This is a genomic window from Blastococcus sp. HT6-4 (assembly GCF_039679125.1).
GTDB lineage: Bacteria > Actinomycetota > Actinomycetes > Mycobacteriales > Geodermatophilaceae > Blastococcus > Blastococcus montanus.
In genome coordinates, this window is the sequence record NZ_CP155551.1 from 627,667 (window position 1) to 643,824 (window position 16,158).

Below are 16,158 nucleotides of genomic sequence, written 5' to 3' on the forward strand. Positions count from 1 at the left end.
CCCCCGGGGTCAGGGACCCACCGCGGACCGGATCCGCACGGTGGTGCCCTCGGGGCTCGGGACGGCGGTGACGTCGCCGAACGCGCTCATCAGCGTCGAGCCGCGCCCGCGGTCCATGCTGGGCACCCGTTCCCGCCACTGGCCGTAGTCGCGGATGCTGATCTCCACCAGGCCGCGGCCGACGGCGGCGGCGACGTCGACGAACGGCTCGGTGGGCTCCTGGGCGTGCTCGATGGCGTTGCTCGTGGCCTCGCAGGCGGCCAGCAGCAGGTCGTAGGCCTGGTCGGGGTCGACCCCGGCCTCCTCGAGCAACCCGCGCAGCCGGCGGCGCACGACCGGGATCGAGGAGAGCTCCGCCGGGAGCCGCCACCGCGCCCGGACGTCGGCGCGCGGCTGGGCGGCTCCGGCCGCACCGCGGGGCGCCGGGACGGGCTCGGGGCGGGCGACCGGGACGCCGGTCACGGGCCCGGGGGCGGGGGCGGGCAGCGGTCCGGGTGCGGGCTGCGGTGGTCCGGGTGCGGGCAGGGCGCGGCCGGCGGCTCGCTCGAGGGCGACCCGTACGCGGGCCAGCAGCTCCGCGGCACGGAACGGCTTGGCCAGGTAGTCGTCGGCCCCGGCCTCCAGCCCCTCCACCGACGCGTCCTGGCCGGCGCGCGCGGTCAGCATGATCACCGGGACGTGCCGGGTGGCGGGGTCGGCCCGCAGCGCGCGGAGCAGCTCGAACCCGTCGATGCGCGGCATCATCACGTCGGTCAGCACCAGGTCGGGCACGGAGCCGGCCACCGCGGCCAGCGCCTCCTCGCCATTGGCGGTGGTGCGCACGCTCCAGTGCGGGCCGAGCAGCCGGGCCAGGTAGTCCCGCATGTCGGCGTTGTCGTCGACGACGAGGATCGTCGCGCCGCCGGGCGGGCCGGGAACCGGTCCCGCCGGCCGCGCGGCGTCCTGCTCCCAGCTGGCCGCCTCGCCCCGGGCCGCCTCCGACGGCGCGACGGCGGGCCCGTCGGCCGCGGCGTCGGCTGCGCCGTAGGGCAGCGCGACGGTGAACGTGCTGCCCCGGCCCGGCTCGCTGGTGACCGAGACGTCGCCCCCGTGCAGTGCGGCCAGCTCCTGCACCAGCGCCAGGCCGATGCCGGTGCCCTCGCGGGTGCGCGCCGCGGCTCCGGCGACGCGGTGGAACCGCTGGAACAGGTGCGGCAGCTCCTCCGCCACGATCCCGACGCCGGTGTCGGTGACGGTCAGCAGGAACCCGTCCTCCCCGGCCCGCAGGGCGACGTCGATCCGGCCGACGAAGGTGTACTTCACCGCGTTGGCCAGCAGGTTGACCACGATCTTCTCCCACATGCGGGGATCGACGAACGCGGGCCGGCCCAGCGGCGGGCAGTCGACGGTCAGCCGCAGGCCCGCGCGCTCCGCGGCCGAGCGGAAGATGCCGGCCAGCTCCGCGGTGAACGTCGCGACGTCCGTCGGCACCCGCACGGGGGTGGCCCGGCCGGCCTCGATGCTGGCGAAGTCGAGCAGGTCGTTGACCAGCCGCTGCAGCCGCTGCCCGTTGCGCATGGCGACGCTCAGCTGCTCGCGCACGTCGCCGGGGAGCGGCTGGGCCGGGTCGTCGAGCACGTCGCCGATCGGCCCGAGGAGCAGCGTGAGGGGCGTGCGCAGCTCGTGGCTCACGTCGGAGAAGAACGTGGTCTTCGCCCGGTCCAGCTCGGCCAGGGACGCCGCCCGTTCCCGCTCGCTCTCGAAGGCGCGGATGTTGACCACGGCCGCGGCGAACTGGCCGGCCACGAGGTCGTGGAACGAGCGGTAGTCGTCGTCCAGGGCGAGGTTCGGGCTGGTGCCCAGCACCAGGTGTCCCAGGGGGACCGCGTCGCGGCCGGCCGACAGCGGGACGACGACCGCGTCGGTGACGGGGTCGCCCCACGGGCCGCCGGCGGCGCCGAGCCGGGTGAGGTCCCCGGGGAGGTCGCCGGGGTCGCCGGCCGGCAGCAGGTCCGCGTCGCAGCCGGCGGTGGCCGCCCGGTGCAGTCGCCCGTCGTCGGTGGACAGGTAGACGGCGGCGAAGGGGATGTCGAGGGCGTCGCCGACCATGGTGCGGCACATCGCCGACAGCACCCCCTCGATCGGCTCGCCGAGCTGCCCACCCACGATCGCCAGCTCCCGGAGCAGCCGCTGGCGCCGGGCGGCGACCAGCTCTCCGGTGACCTCGGTGCAGACGGCGTGGATGCCGGCGACCCGGCCGTCGTCGTCGAACGCCGGTGCGTGGGAGACGGTGAAGTAGGTCTCCTCCCGGTAGCCGGCGCGCTGGAGCGGGAGGAGCAGCCCCGGCATCCACGACGCCTCGAGCGTGGTCATGGCCCGCTCGATGGGTGGCCCGAGCACCGCCCACGTCTCGGGCTGGGTGAGCCGGATGTCCTTCCCGATCGCCGGGTGCTTGGCGCCGATCACGGGGGCGTAGGCGTCGTTGTAGAACTGCAGCAGGTCCGGCCCCCAGCAGACGATCATGGGGAAGCGCGAGACGAGCACCTGGCGGACGATCACCCGGAGGCTGATCGGCCAGGTCTCCACGGGGCCGACCGAGGTGCCCGCCCAGTCGAAGCAGGCCATGATCCGGCCGGCCTCCCCGCCCGCGGCGAAGAGGTCGCCACCGTCGGCACCCGACGACGTACCGGGGTCCACACCCACCTCCAGCCGGGACACGTGCACCTCGCCCACCCGGCTCCCGGAGCCGGGTCCCTCCCTCAGAGGCGCTCGACCACGTAGTCGATGCAGGCGGTCAGCGAGGTCACGTCGTCGGGGTCGACGGCGGGGAACATGCCGACGCGCAGCTGGTTGCGGCCGAGCTTCCGGTACGGCTCGACGTCGACCACGCCGTTGGCCCGCAGCGTCGTCGCCAGGGCGGCGGCGTCCACCGAGTCGGCGAAGTCGATCGTGCCGACCACGTAGCTGCGGTGGTCGGGGTCGGCCACGAACGGGGTCGCGTACGACGACTTCTCCGCCCAGCCGTAGAGCCGGTCCGACGACTCGCGGGTGCGGCCGACGGCGCCGGAGAGCCCGCCGAGCTCCAGCATCCAGCGGATCTGGTCGGCGAGGAGGAACAGCGTCCCGACCGCCGGGGTGTTGTACGTCTGGTTCTTCGAGGAGTTGTCGACGGCGATCGACAGGTCGAGGAAGCCGGGGATCCAGCGGCCCGACGCCTTGATCTCGGCGATCCGCTGCAGCGCGTCGGCCGACATGAGGGCCACCCACAGGCCGCCGTCGGCGGCGAAGGACTTCTGCGGCGCGAAGTAGTAGACGTCGGTCTGCGAGACGTCGACCGGCAGGCCGCCGGCGCCGCTCGTGGCGTCGATGAGCACCAGCGCGTCCTCGGTGCCCGACGGCCGGGCGATCGGCGCCATGACCCCGGTGGAGGTCTCGTTGTGCGCCCACCCGTAGGCGTCGACGCCGTCGGTGGCGGCGGGCAGGGCGAGCGACCCCGCCTCGGCCGTGACGACGAGCGGCTCGCCGAGGAACGGGGCCTCCTTCGCGCCGGAGGCGAACTTGGCGGAGAACTCCCCATAGGTGCCGAAGGCCGCGCGGTCCCGGATCAGCCCGAAGAGCGCCGCGTCCCAGAACGCCGTCGTCCCGCCGTTGCCGAGCACGACCTCGTAGCCGTCGGGCAGGTCGAACAGCTCGGTGAGCCCCTCGCGCACCTGCCGGACCAGGTTCTTCACCGGCGCCTGGCGGTGGGAGGTCCCCATGATCCCCGCCCCGTCACCGGCCAGCGCCCGCAGCGCCTCCGGGCGCACCTTGGACGGCCCGCACCCGAACCGGCCGTCGGCGGGCAGGATCGCGGCGGGGATGGTGATGGTCATCCGTGGGGGGCCTTCCGGTTCGCGGTGTCGCTGGGAGCCGGACGACGACGGCCCGGGACGCGCAGTGCGGTCCGGGCCGTCGTCGGGCCGGTCGTTCGGGTGGGGCCGGTCGTCCGGGTCAGGCCGACGCGGTCGGGGGCTTGATCATGTCGAAGCCCTCGATGTCCTCGGGCTTGCGCGAGTCGGGGCCGATGTACCGGGCCGACGGGCGCACGAGGCGGCCGGTGTTCTTCTGCTCGAGGATGTGCGCGCACCAGCCGGCGGTACGCGCGCAGGTGAACATCGAGGTGAACATGTGGCTGGGCACCTCGGCGAAGTCCAGGACGATGGCCGCCCAGAACTCGACGTTGGTCTCGACCGGCCGGTCGGGACGCCGCTCGCGCAGCTCCTTGAGTGCTGCGTTCTCCAGCGCGAGGGCGGCCTGGAAGCGGGGCGCACCCAGCTCCTGCGCCGAGCGGCGGAGCACGCGGGCACGGGGGTCCTCGGCGCGGTAGACCCGGTGGCCGAAGCCCATCAACCGCTCCTTGCGGTCGAGCAGGTCCTTGACGTACTTCTCGGCGTCGCCGGTCTTCTCCACGTCGTCGAGCATGTGCAGCACCCGGGAGGGGGCTCCGCCGTGCAGCGGGCCGGACATCGCGCCGATCGCCCCGGAGAGGGCGGCGGCGACGTCGGCGCCGGTGGAGGCGATGACGCGGGCGGTGAACGTCGAGGCGTTCATGCCGTGCTCGGCGGCCGACGTCCAGTAGGCGTCGACGGCGGCGACGTGGCGGGGGTCGGGCTCGCCGCGCCAGCGGACCATGAACCGCTCGACGATCGTGTCGGCCTCGTCGATGCGCGACTGCGGGACCGCGGGGGTGCCGATGCCGCGGGCGGACTGGGCGACGTAGGACAGCGCCATGACAGCGGCGCGGGCCAGCTGGTCGCGCGCGGTATCGGTGTCGATGTCCAGCAGCGGGCGGTAGCCCCAGAAGGGGGCGAGCATGGCCAGCGCGGCCTGCACGTCGACCCGCACGTCGCCGCTGTGCACGGGGATCGGGAACGGCTCGGCCGGTGGGAGGCCCGGGCCGAACTTGCCGTCGACCAGCAGGGCCCAGACGTTGCCGAAGGTGACCTTGCCGACCAGGTCCTCGATGTCGACACCGCGGTAACGCAGTGAACCGCCGTCCTTGTCCGGTTCGGCGATCTCCGTCTCGAAGGCGATGACGCCTTCCAGGCCGGGTACGAAGTCGTCGGCCATGTCGCATGCTCCTCTGCGCGCGGAACCACGTGCGCGCAGGGGATCGCGCACGATTGCGTGCCGACCCTAGGCCGTGCCGGCACGCCCGGTACACGGGGGGCCGGGTGGCGGTGTCAGCATGGCGACGTGCCCGACGTCTCCCGCATGCGCACGGACTACACCGCCGGCCGGCTCGGCGAGGACGACCTCGCCCCCACGTGGGCCGAGCAGTTCGACCGCTGGTTCCGCGACGCGGTCGCCGCGGAGCTGCCCGAACCCAACGCCGTCGTCGTCGCCACGGCCGACGCCGACGGCGCCCCCGACGCCCGCATCGTGCTGATGAAGGGGTACGACGCCGCCGGGTTCGTCTTCGGCACCAGCTACGCCTCGGCCAAGGGCGCGCAGCTGGCGGTGAACCCGCGGGCGGCCCTGGTCTTCCCCTGGCACCCGATGCAGCGGCAGGTCCGGGTGGCCGGGCGGGTCGAGCGGATCGGGAGCACCGCATCCGACGGGCTCTGGGACCCGCGCCCCCGGGGCGCCCAGCTCGCGGCCGTGGCCTCGGTCCAGTCGACCGTCGTCGACTCCCGGGAGGAGCTGGCCGAGCGGGTGCGTCTGCTGGACGCGCAGACCCCGGAGGGGCCGGTGCCGCGGCCGGAGGTCTGGGGCGGCTACCGGGTCGTGCCCGAGCGGGTGGAGTTCTGGCAGGGCGGCGGCGACCGATTGCACGACCGGCTGCGGTTCGTCCTGGACGAGGCGGAGGGCGGGGGCTGGCTCGTCCAGCGGCTCGCGCCGTGAACGAACCGGTGACACCGTGACCCAGCCGGTCGAGCCGGGGGAGGGTGGCGCGCCGGTCGAGGAGCCCATGCCGGAGCAGGTGCGCCGGCGCGGGTGGGCCATCGACACCACGCCGTTGCGCGACCCGGGCTACCGCCGGCTGTTCTGGGGGATCGCCACCACCACGATCGGCCAGCAGATGACGCTCGTGGCCGTTCCGTTCCAGGTCTACGCGCTGACCGGGTCCTCGTTCATGGTCGGCGTCACGTCGATGGTGGCGCTCGTCCCGCTGATCGTGTTCGGCCTGCTCGGCGGCGCGATCGCCGACGCCATGGACCGCCGGCGGCTGCTCGTGATCACCTCGGTCGGCGCGGCGGTCACCAGTGCGCTGCTCGCGGCGCAGGCGCTGCTGCCCGGTGGCGGGAACCTCGCCCTGCTGTGGGTGCTGACCGCCGCGGTCTCCGCGTTCACCGCGGTCAACTCCCCGGCGCGCTACGCCGTCATCCCCGCCCTCGTCGGCCCGGCGGGCGTGCCGGCGGCCAACGCCCTGGCCATGACCGTCCGGCAGATCGGCGTCATCGTCGGCCCGCTGGTGGCCGGCCTGCTGATCGGGCTCGGCTCCCTGTTCACCGCCTACGCCATCGACGCCGCGGGGTTCCTCGTCGCCGTCCTGCTGCTGCGGGGGCTGCCGCCGCTGCCACCGGGACGGGCGGCCGGCCCCGTCCGGCTGCGGGCGACGGTGCACGGGGTGTGGGAGGGCTTCGCGTTCCTGCGCACCCAGCCGGTGCTGCTCATGACGTTCGTCGTCGACGTCGTCGCGATGCTGTTCGCCTGGCCGCAGGCGGTGTTCCCCGAGTTGTCCGACACCCGGTTCGAGGGCTCGCCGAACGCGCTGGGCTGGCTCTTCGCCGGCATCTCGATCGGCGCGCTGGTGATGGGCCTGACGTCGGGCTGGGTGTCCCGCATCGACCGGCAGGGTGCGGTGGTGATCGTCTCCATCGCGGTCTGGGCCGTGGCGATCATCGGCTTCGGCTACGCCCCGACGCTGTGGCTCGCGGTGCTGTGCCTGGCCGTCGCGGGGGCGGGGGACATGGTCAGCGCGGTGCTGCGGTCGGCGATGCTGCAGCTGGCGGCGCCGGAGGAGATGCGCGGGCGGATGCAGGGCGTCTTCATCGTCGTGGTCACCGGCGGCCCCCGGCTGGGCGACCTGCGGGCCGGCGGGCTGGCCAGCGCCGCCGGCGTCACCTTCGCCATGGTGTCCGGCGGCGTGGTGGTGGTGCTCGCGATGGTGGCCGTCGCGGTGCTGGTGCCCTCGTTCTGGTTCTACCGCGCCTCGCGGTCCGCGGCCGACGGACGCCACTGACCCCGATCGGGGCCCGGCCGGGCTCGCCCGCCCCCGAGAGTGGCGAGGCCGGCCGGACCCGCCTTGCATATCCGGTCGCGGCCGGCCCTACTCGCCGGCGCGGGCACCGGGCTCCTCAGGGGAGCGCGCCGGCGACCACCCCCAGGTCGGCGACCAGGGCGTCGTAGGCGGCGGCCCGCGCCTCGTCGGGGGTGCGCAGGATCGCCGACGGGTGCGTGGTGGCGAGGATCCAGGTCTGGTGCGGGGCGTCCTCGTCGTCGTCCTCGGACGGTGCCGGGGCGCCCGGCACGGTCCACGGCAGCAGCCGGCCGCGCTCGCGGGTGATGCGGAACGACGGCGAGATCAGCGACTTCGCCGCCGTCGCACCGAGCGCCACGACCACCTCCGGCTGCAGCACGGCGAACTCCGCCTCCAGCCACGGCCGGCAGGCCCGAAGGTGCTCCGGCCGGGGCGTCTGGTGGATCCGCCGCTTGCCCTTGACGGTGTGGGAGAAGTGCTTGACCGAGTTGGTGACGTAGCTGTCCCGGCGGTCGATGCCGGCGTCGGCCAGGGCCCTGTCGAGCAGCCGCCCGGCCGGCCCGACGAACGGCTCGCCCCTCCGGTCCTCCTGGTCGCCGGGCTGCTCGCCGACGAACACGATCCGCGCGGTCTCCGGGCCCTCGCCGAAGACGGTCTGCGTGGTGTCCTGCCACAGCTCACAGGCCCGGCACCCGGCCGCCGCGCCGCGCAGCTGCTCCAGCCCGACGCCGACGGGCGGCTGCGCCACACCGCTGCCCTCGCTCATGGACCGATGACACCGCACGCGGCGGGCCGCCGCCACCGAGATCTGCCGCAGCCGGCGACCCAGCCGATACGGTTCGGGGCAGGAACAGGCGACGGCAGGAGGAAAGGTGCTCGAGTTCGACGGGCTCCGCAAGAGTTTCGGCGCCAACCAGGTGCTCGACGGCGTGAGCTTCACGGTCCGGCCCGGGTCCATGTTCGGCTTCTGCGGCTCCAACGGCGCCGGCAAGACGACGACGATGCGGATCGCGATGGGCCTGGTGCTGGCCGACGCCGGCGAGGTGCGCTGGCAGGGCCGGCCGCTGGACCAGCAGCTGCGCCGCCGGGTGGGCTACATGCCCGAGGAGCGCGGTCTCTACCCGAAGATGAAGGTCGGGGAGCAGGTCACCTACTTCGCCCGGCTGCACGGCCTCGACGCCGCCGCCGCCGCGCGCGCCTCCGCCGAGTGGGTGGACCGGCTGGGGCTCGGCGCGCGCCGCGGCGACCCGGTCGAGAAGCTCTCGCTGGGCAACCAGCAGCGGGTCCAGCTGGCCGCCGCGCTGGTCAGCCGCCCCGAGGTGCTCATCCTCGACGAGCCGTTCTCCGGCCTGGACCCGGTCGGCGTCGACTCGCTGGCCGAGGCGCTGCTGGACCAGGTGCGCACGGGTGTCCCGGTCGTCTTCTCCAGCCACCAGCTCGACCTCGTCGAGCGGCTCTGCGACTCCGTCGGCATCCTCGCCCGCGGGCGGATGGTCGCCGCCGGCACCGTCGACGAGCTGCGCCGCCAGGAGGCCGGCCGGCTGCTGCGGGTCGTCGTCCCCGACGCCGCCCCCGGCTGGGCCGCGGCCCTCCCCGGTGCCCGGGTGGTCTCCGAGCAGGCCGGCGACACGCTGCTGGAGCTCGCCGCCGGCGCCGACGACCAGGCGGTCCTGGCCGCGGCCCTGCGCACCGGGCGGGTCGCGCACTTCGCCTGGCGCGAGCCCAGCCTGGTCGAGCTGTTCCGCGAGGCGGTCGCCGATCCGCGCACCGAGGAGCGGGAGGTGGCGGCGTGAACGCCCCGACCGGAACGCCGGCGCGCGCGCCGGGCAGCACGGAGCTGGTCCGGCTGGTCGCCGGCCGCGAGATCTCCACCCGGCTCCGGGACAAGAACTTCATCATCGGCGTGGCGCTCACGGTCCTGCTGCTCCTCGGGATCATGGCCTTCCAGATCGCCGTCGGCACCGGCGGCGACGAGGGACGGGTCGGCGTGGTGGGGGACACCTCCCAGCTCGGCCCGGCCATCGAGGCCCAGGGCGAGGCCGTCGGCATGGACGTGACGGTCGTGCCGCTCGACGACGAGGCGGCCGCCCGTGCCGCGGTGGAGTCCGAGGACGTCGACGGCGCGTTGCTGGCAGGCGGCCCGACCCCGCAGCTCCTGGTGCCCGACCGCGACGCGACGATGGAGGCGGTCGTGAACGGCGCCGTGGGGGCGATCGCCGTCGCCGAGCAGCTGGCCGAGGCGGGCGTCGACCTCAGCTCGGTACCGGAGGTCGACGTCACCTCGCTGGCCGAGGACGACGGCGGGGAGGAGCAGGTCCTCGTCGCGATCATCGGCGTCGCCCTGCTCTACGGCCTGCTGATCATGTTCGGCCAGTTCGTCGCGCAGGGCGTGGTCGAGGAGAAGGCCAGCCGCGTGGTGGAGCTCCTGCTGGCGACCATGAAGCCCTGGCAGCTGCTGGCCGGGAAGATCCTCGGCCTGGGCGTGCTCGGGCTGGCGCAGATCGTCCTGATCGGGGTCATCAGCGTCGGCGGCGCGCTCGCCTTCGACCTGGTCACGGTGCCCGGTGACCTCATCAGCACCGTGGTGTCGGTGATCCTGTGGTTCGTGCTCGGCTACGCGTTCTACGCGTCGGTGTTCGCCGTGGCGGCGTCGCTGGTCAGCCGCCAGGAGGATCTCGGCAGCGTGCTGACGCCGATGATGCTGCTGCTCATCGCCGGGTTCTTCGTCGGCCTCCAGGCCGCGGCGGACCCGTCGGGGACGCTGGCGGTCGTCACCTCCTACGTGCCCGGCCTCTCCCCGCTGGTGATGCCGGTCCGGCAGGCGGCCGGCGAGGCGGCGCTGTGGGAGGTCGTCCTGGCCGTCGCGCTCATGCTCGTGGCGATCGCCGTCGCCGTCCGGCTGGGCGGCCGCGTCTACGCCGGGGCCCTGCTGCGCACCAGCGGGAAGACCAAGCTGCGGGACGCGCTGAAGGCCGCGCAGGGCTGAGGATTGCCCGGCCGGCCGCCGGGTAGCCGCGCGGCATGGCGATGCAGCTGGGCTACACGATGATGACCGAGCAGGCCGGCCCGAAGGAGCTGGTCGGGCACGTGGTCGGGGCCGAGGAGGTGGGCTTCGACTTCGCCGTCAGCAGCGACCACTTCTTCCCGTGGCTGGACGAGATGGGGCACTCGCCGAACGCGTGGGTGACCCTGGGCGCCGCCGCGCAGGCCACCAGCCGCATCCCGCTGATGACCTACGTGACCTGCCCGAGCTTCCGGTACCACCCGGCGGTCGTGGCGCAGCAGGCCGCGACGCTGCAGATCCTCTCCGACGGCCGGTTCACCCTGGGCCTGGGCGCCGGGGAGAACCTCAACGAGCACGTCGTCGGTGCCGGCTGGCCGCCCGCCGACGTCCGCCACGAGATGCTCGTCGAGGCCGTCCACATCATCAGCGACCTCTTCGACGGCGACGGCTACACCAACCACCGCGGCGAGCACTTCGACGTCGAGTCGGCCAAGCTCTGGGACCTCCCGGAGAAGCGGGTGCCCATCGGCGTCGCGGTCTCGGGCAAGCAGTCGTGCCGGATCGCCGGCGAGCTGGCCGACGCGATGATCGCCGTGGAGCCGGAGGCCGAGCTCGGCGAGCACTTCGACGCCGCGGGCGGGGCCGGCAAGCCGCGGATCGGCCAGATGCCGATCTGCTTCGACACCGACCGCGACGCCGCGGTGCAGCGGGCCCACTCGCTGTTCCGCTGGTTCGGCTTCGGCTGGAAGGTCAACGCCGAGCTGCCCGGCCCCACGGCGTTCGACGCGGCCGCCCAGTTCGTCCGGCCGGAGGACGTCGCGGGGTCCATCCCGTGCGGCGACGACGTCGAGGCGGTGATCGAGGGCGCCAAGGAGTACGCCGAGGCCGGGTTCACCCACCTGGCCCTCGTGCAGATCGGCGGGGACCAGCAGCAGCCGTATCTCGAGTGGACCCGGACCACCCTGATGCCGGCCTGGCGGGAGGCGTTCGGCAGCTGAACCGGGCCCCGGGCCAGCTGATCGGGTGATCGACGGGGGTCCGGCCGCTCCCTTGGGGTGAGGTCGGTGCTCGCGGGGGCGCAGAACCGGGGGCGCCCCCGCGATCATCGGCGTCATGACCGAGGACCTGGACGTGCGGCTGCGGCGGCTGCTCGCCTCCGACGACGCCGACGCGCTCATCGACCTCGGCTGCGACCTGGCCGACGCCGGCCGGCAGGAGGACGCCGAGGCGTGCTTCCGGCGCGCCTTCGACCTCGGTGACTCGGTCGCCGCGTTCAACCTCGGCAACTCCCTCGCCGCCCAGAACCGCTGGGAGGAGGCGGTGGACGCCTACGAGGTGGCGCTGCGCGGCGGCGAGGCCGACGCCTGGCGCAACCTCGGCCTGGTGCTGGAGGACCTCGGTGACCTCGCCGGCGCCATGCGCGCCTACCGGGGCGCCGCGGCCGCCGGTGACCTGGAGGGCGGGCTGCAGCTGGCCTTCCTCCTGCGCGAGCAGGGGGAGCGCGAGCAGGCCATGGCGGTGGCCGAGGAGTTCGCGGCCGCCGGTGACGAGGAGGCCGCGGCCGTCGTCGCCTGCTGGCGCTGGTGCTCCACCCTCGACCCGGCCCTGGAACCGGAGCTGCGCGCCGGCCAGCACCACTTCCCGGCCGCCCGTGCCGACCTGGCGCACCTGCTGCGCGAGACCGGCCGCTCCGCGGAGGCCCGGGCGGTGCTGGAGCGCGGCGCCAAGCTGGGGGAGCAGGTGGCCTGGCTGCCGCTGGGCAACCTCTACCGCGAGGAGCTCGGCGACGAGGAGGCCGCGGAGGAGGCCTACCGCAGCGGCATCGCCGCCGGTGACGCGTTCTGCCACCAGAACCTCGCCGTCCTGCTCGCGGACCGGGGTGACCTCGAGGGCGCCGTCGAGCAGTTCCGGCTGGGCGCCGCGGCCGGTGACCAGCTGGCCGCGCAGTGCCTGCGGGAGCTCGAGCTCGACTGATCGCGGGGGCCGCGACACGGTCCCGTCACACGCGTCCCCGATACTCAAGGTGTGTCCGAAGCCACGGTCGATGTCGCCGATCTCCGCCACCACGGGTCCAGCGGGCCCGACGACCGCGCCGACGAGGTGCCGCTGCGGGAGGACATCCGCCTGCTGGGGCGGGTCCTCGGGGAGGTGATCGGCGAGCAGGCCGGTCCCGACGTGCTGGACCTGGTCGAGTCGACCCGGGTCGAGGCCTTCCGCATCCGGCGCTCGGAGGTCGACCGGGTGGAGCTCGCCCGCCGGCTCGCCGGGCTCGACGTCCGCTCGGCCAACCACGTGATCAGGGCGTTCAGCCACTTCTCGCTGCTGGCGAACCTGGCCGAGGACATCCACCACGAGCGGCGCCGCCACCACCACCGGCGCGCGGGGTCACCGCCGCAGCAGGGCAGCCTGGCGGCCACCTTCGCCCTGCTGGACGAGGCCGATCTGCCGGCCGACACGGTGGCCGCCGAGCTGGCCGGCGCCCTGGTCTGCCCGGTCGTGACCGCGCACCCCACCGAGGTGCGTCGCAAGACGGTCTTCCAGGTGCAGCGCCAGGTCACCGAGCTGATCCGGCAGCGGGACCGCTCCGCCGACGGTGACGTCGACGCCGCGTGGACGGGGCAGCTGTGGCGCTCGGTGCTCACGCTCTGGCAGACGGCGCTGCTCAGGCTGTCCCGGCTGCGCCTGCAGGACGAGATCGACGAGGCGCTGCGGTACTACGAGCTGTCGCTGTTCGACGTCGTGCCCGCGATCAACGCCGAGCTGCGGCGGGAGGTGGAGGAGCGGTGGCCCGGCGCCGGCCTGCTGCGCCGGCCGATGCTGCTGCCCGGCTCCTGGATCGGCGGTGACCGCGACGGCAACCCGTTCGTGACCGCCGAGGCGCTGCGACGGGCGACGACGCGGCAGGCGGAGACGGCGCTGGGCCACCACCTGGCCGAGCTGGCCGAACTGCGCAGCGAGCTGTCGATGTCCGACCGGCTGGTCACCCCGACGGCGGAGCTGTACTCGCTGGCCGAGGCCTCGCGCGACGACTCCCCGTTCCGGGCCGACGAGCCCTACCGCCGGGCCCTCACCGGGATCTCCGCGCGGCTGGCGGCCACCGCGGATCGTGTGCTGGGCTCCGTCCCGGGCGGCGGTGACCCGGCCGGGCTGCCCGCCTACGAGAGCCCTGACGAGCTGCGCGCCGACCTCGACGTCGTGGACGCGTCGCTGCGCAGCCACGGCGCCGGGCCGCTGGCCGACGACCGGCTGCTGCGGCTGCGCGAGGCGGTGGAGGTCTTCGGGTTCCACCTCTGCGGGCTGGACATGCGGCAGAACTCCTCGGTGCACGAGCAGGTCGTCGGCGAGCTGCTGGCGTGGGCCGGGGTGTGCGACGACTACGCGGCCCTCGACGAGGCGGCCCGGGTGGAGCTGCTGGCCGGGGAGCTGACGCTGCGGCGGCCGCTGGTCCGGCCGGACGCGGAGCTGTCCGCGGAGGTGCGCAAGGAGCTCGACGTGCTGGTCGCCGCCGCCGAGCAGGTGGCGCTCCTGGGGCCGCGGACGATCCCGAACTACGTGATCAGCATGTGCGAGTCGGTCAGCGACGTGCTGGAGGTCGCCGTCCTGCTCAAGGAGGTCGGCCTGCTCGACCCGGCGGGCGCCGACGGCCCCACCTGCCCGGTGGGCATCTCGCCGCTGTTCGAGACGATCGACGACCTGCAGGCCGGCGGGGCGACGCTGTCGGCGATGCTGGACCAGCCGCTGTACCGCCGGCTGGTCGCCTCCCGCGGGGACGCCCAGGAGGTCATGCTGGGCTACTCCGACAGCAACAAGGACGGCGGCTACCTCGCCGCCAACTGGGCGCTGTACCGGGCCGAGCTCGACCTGGTCGAGGTGGCCCGGCGCGAGGGCATCCGGCTGCGGCTGTTCCACGGGCGCGGGGGCACGGTGGGCCGCGGCGGCGGGCCGAGCTACGAGGCGATCCGGGCCCAGCCCCCCGGCGCGGTGGCCGGCGCGCTCCGGATCACCGAGCAGGGCGAGGTGATCGCCGCCAAGTACGCCGACCCCGACCTGGCCCGCCGGAACCTGGAGGCGATGGTCGCGGCGACGCTGGAGTCGACCCTGCTCGACATCGAGGGTCTCGGGGCGGACGCCGACGACGCCTACGCGCTGCTCGACGACCTCGCCGCCCGCGCCCGGCAGGCCTACCGGGAGCTGGTGCACGAGACGCCGGGCTTCGTCGAGTGGTTCCGGGCGGCCACCCCGATCGGGGAGCTGGCCTCGCTGAACATCGGCAGCCGGCCGCCGTCGCGCAAGGCCGGCGACTCCATCGCCGACCTGCGCGCCATCCCCTGGGTGTTCAGCTGGTCGCAGACCCGGATCATGCTGCCCGGCTGGTACGGCACCGGATCGGCGCTGGAGTCGTGGGTGGGTGGCTCCGACGAGCGGCTGGAGCAGTTGCGCGACCTGCACCGGCGGTGGCCGTTCTTCCGCACCGTGCTCTCCAACATGGGCATGGTGCTGGCCAAGACCGACCTGGGCCTGGCCGCCCGCTACGCCGAGCTGGTGCCCGACGAGGAGCTGCGCGCCCGGGTGTTCGACCGGATCACCGCCGAGCACGAGCGCACCTGCCGGATGACGCTGGCGATCACCGGCGACGACGACCTGCTGGCCGACAACCCGTCGCTGGCCCGGTCGATCCGCAACCGCTTCCCGTACCTCGAGCCGCTGCACCACCTGCAGGTGGAGATGCTGCGGCGCCGCCGGGGCGGGGAGGACGACGAGCTGACCAGCCGCAACATCCAGCTGACCATCAACGGCATCGCCACCGCGCTGCGCAACAGTGGCTGAGCGCTGGTTCCTCCAGCGCCGTCCGCCGGGCAGCGGCCTCCGGGTGGCGGTCAGCGGCGCGGAGGTGCTGGCGGCCGCGCTCACCCTCGGGCTGCCGCCTGCCGCGCTCGCGCCGGCCGTGCACGACCCCCGGCTGCGGCTGCTGCACGACGACGGGCAGGCGGCGCTGGTCCGGCGGCAGTGGCACGCCGACGGGTTCGCCGAGGCGGTGGTCCTCCGGCGAACCGGGGTTCCGCTCGACCACCCGGCGGTGCGGGCCCTCGCCGCCGGATGGGGGTGCGAACGCGCCCGGCACGGCTCCACCGACCGCTGGATCGCCGTGCCGGGGCCCGGTTCCGATGCGCCGCTGGCCGACCGCTTCCGGCACCTGGCCGCCCTCGCGGCGACGCGGGTGGAGATCGCGGTGGCCCTGGCCCGCGACAGCGGTGTCGACCGCACCAAGGAGGACGGGAGCCCGTCGCTGGCCGCGGACGAGGCCGCCCACGCCGCCGCCGTCGAGGTGCTGGGCGGGCTGGGGGTGCCCGTGCTCAGCGAGGAGCGCCGCGACCGCCCGGTCGACGACGGCCGGCCGTGGATCGTGCTGGACCCGCTGGACGGCACGGGGAACTTCGCCGCCGGCCTCCCGCCGTGGGCGTTCTCCGCGGGGCTGGTGCGCGACGGCGCGCCGCTCGCCGGGCTGGTGGCCGATCTCGCGTCGGGCCGGCGGTGGACGGGGGTGCGGGGGGCCGGCGCGGAGCGGGACGGCGTGCCGGTCGCGCCCCGGCCGGGCAGCACCGTCGTCGTCCCGAGCGGGCCGGGCGGGGGCTCGGTGGCCGTGCCGCCCTCGGCGCGGCGGGTGCGGGTGACCGGCTGCACCGCCGTTGACCTGTGCCTGGTGGCCGACGGGGCCGCGTCGGCCTGGCACGACCTCGACCGCAGCGGCACGCACGTGCACGACGTGGCCGGCGGGCTGGGCGTCCTGCTCGCCGCGGGCGGCGTGGCCCTCACCCCGGACGGCGAGCCGGTGCGGCTGGAGCCCGACACCGAGGGGCTGATCCGCTTCGTGGCCGCCCCGGACGCCGGCGCGGCCCGTGCGCTGATCCGCGCGGTGACCTGACCGGCCGAC

At 74.9% G+C, this 16,158-nt stretch carries 12 protein-coding genes; 8 read left to right on the forward strand and 4 right to left on the reverse strand.

From position 1 onward, the window contains the following. Positions 1-9 precede the first annotated feature (9 nt). The 3 genes from ABDB74_RS02980 to ABDB74_RS02990 form a co-directional block, all read right to left on the reverse strand. A complete protein-coding gene (locus ABDB74_RS02980; protein ID WP_346621630.1) occupies positions 10-2,712 on the reverse strand; it encodes an ATP-binding protein in 2,703 nt (900 codons plus the stop codon). Between the two features lie 26 nt (positions 2,713-2,738). Beyond that, positions 2,739-3,851 carry a phosphoserine transaminase gene (serC, locus tag ABDB74_RS02985; RefSeq protein ID WP_346621632.1) on the reverse strand — a complete coding sequence of 371 codons (1,113 nt, stop codon included), beginning with the start codon at positions 3,849-3,851 and terminating at the stop codon, positions 2,739-2,741. Positions 3,852-3,969: 118 nt separating this feature from the next. Continuing rightward, the gene (locus tag ABDB74_RS02990; protein WP_346621633.1) at positions 3,970-5,088 is read right to left on the reverse strand and encodes a citrate synthase 2; all 1,119 of its coding nucleotides are present in this window, start codon (positions 5,086-5,088) and stop codon (positions 3,970-3,972) included. Between the two features lie 126 nt (positions 5,089-5,214). Here ABDB74_RS02990 and pdxH point away from each other — a divergent pair, with 126 nt between their 5' ends. Both pdxH and ABDB74_RS03000 read left to right on the forward strand, forming a co-directional pair. Beyond that, positions 5,215-5,862, forward strand: coding sequence for a pyridoxamine 5'-phosphate oxidase (pdxH, locus tag ABDB74_RS02995; RefSeq protein WP_346621634.1), 648 nt, complete (start codon positions 5,215-5,217; stop codon positions 5,860-5,862). Positions 5,863-5,878: 16 nt separating this feature from the next. Continuing rightward, positions 5,879-7,204 carry an MFS transporter gene (locus ABDB74_RS03000; RefSeq protein WP_346621636.1) on the forward strand — a complete coding sequence of 442 codons (1,326 nt, stop codon included), beginning with the start codon at positions 5,879-5,881 and terminating at the stop codon, positions 7,202-7,204. A gap of 115 nt (positions 7,205-7,319) precedes the next feature. Here the strand turns inward: ABDB74_RS03000 and ABDB74_RS03005 are convergent, their stop codons facing one another. Continuing rightward, positions 7,320-8,180, reverse strand: coding sequence for a UdgX family uracil-DNA binding protein (locus tag ABDB74_RS03005; protein WP_346621637.1), 861 nt, complete (start codon positions 8,178-8,180; stop codon positions 7,320-7,322). On the opposite strand from ABDB74_RS03005, the gene ABDB74_RS03010 reads away from it, so the two are divergent. The 6 genes from ABDB74_RS03010 (at position 8,095) to ABDB74_RS03035 (ending at position 16,149) form a co-directional block, all read left to right on the forward strand. Next, positions 8,095-9,015, forward strand: coding sequence for an ATP-binding cassette domain-containing protein (locus ABDB74_RS03010; RefSeq protein WP_346621638.1), 921 nt, complete (start codon positions 8,095-8,097; stop codon positions 9,013-9,015). The two genes, ABDB74_RS03005 and ABDB74_RS03010, sit on opposite strands and share 86 nt — an antisense overlap. Further along, entirely contained in the window at positions 9,012-10,208 is a 1,197-nt protein-coding gene (locus ABDB74_RS03015; RefSeq protein ID WP_346621640.1) for an ABC transporter permease, read from the forward strand. Before ABDB74_RS03010 ends, ABDB74_RS03015 begins: the two co-directional genes overlap by 4 nt. A gap of 35 nt (positions 10,209-10,243) precedes the next feature. After that, positions 10,244-11,224, forward strand: coding sequence for a TIGR03557 family F420-dependent LLM class oxidoreductase (locus ABDB74_RS03020; protein ID WP_346621642.1), 981 nt, complete (start codon positions 10,244-10,246; stop codon positions 11,222-11,224). A 115-nt stretch (positions 11,225-11,339) separates the two neighbouring features. Further along, a complete protein-coding gene (locus ABDB74_RS03025; protein ID WP_346621644.1) occupies positions 11,340-12,200 on the forward strand; it encodes a tetratricopeptide repeat protein in 861 nt (286 codons plus the stop codon). 51 nt (positions 12,201-12,251) lie between these two features. Continuing rightward, positions 12,252-15,053 carry a phosphoenolpyruvate carboxylase gene (gene ppc, locus ABDB74_RS03030; RefSeq protein WP_346621645.1) on the forward strand — a complete coding sequence of 934 codons (2,802 nt, stop codon included), beginning with the start codon at positions 12,252-12,254 and terminating at the stop codon, positions 15,051-15,053. Continuing rightward, positions 15,046-16,149, forward strand: coding sequence for an inositol monophosphatase family protein (locus ABDB74_RS03035; RefSeq protein WP_346621647.1), 1,104 nt, complete (start codon positions 15,046-15,048; stop codon positions 16,147-16,149). Before ppc ends, ABDB74_RS03035 begins: the two co-directional genes overlap by 8 nt. The last annotated feature ends 9 nt before the right edge of the window (positions 16,150-16,158 follow it).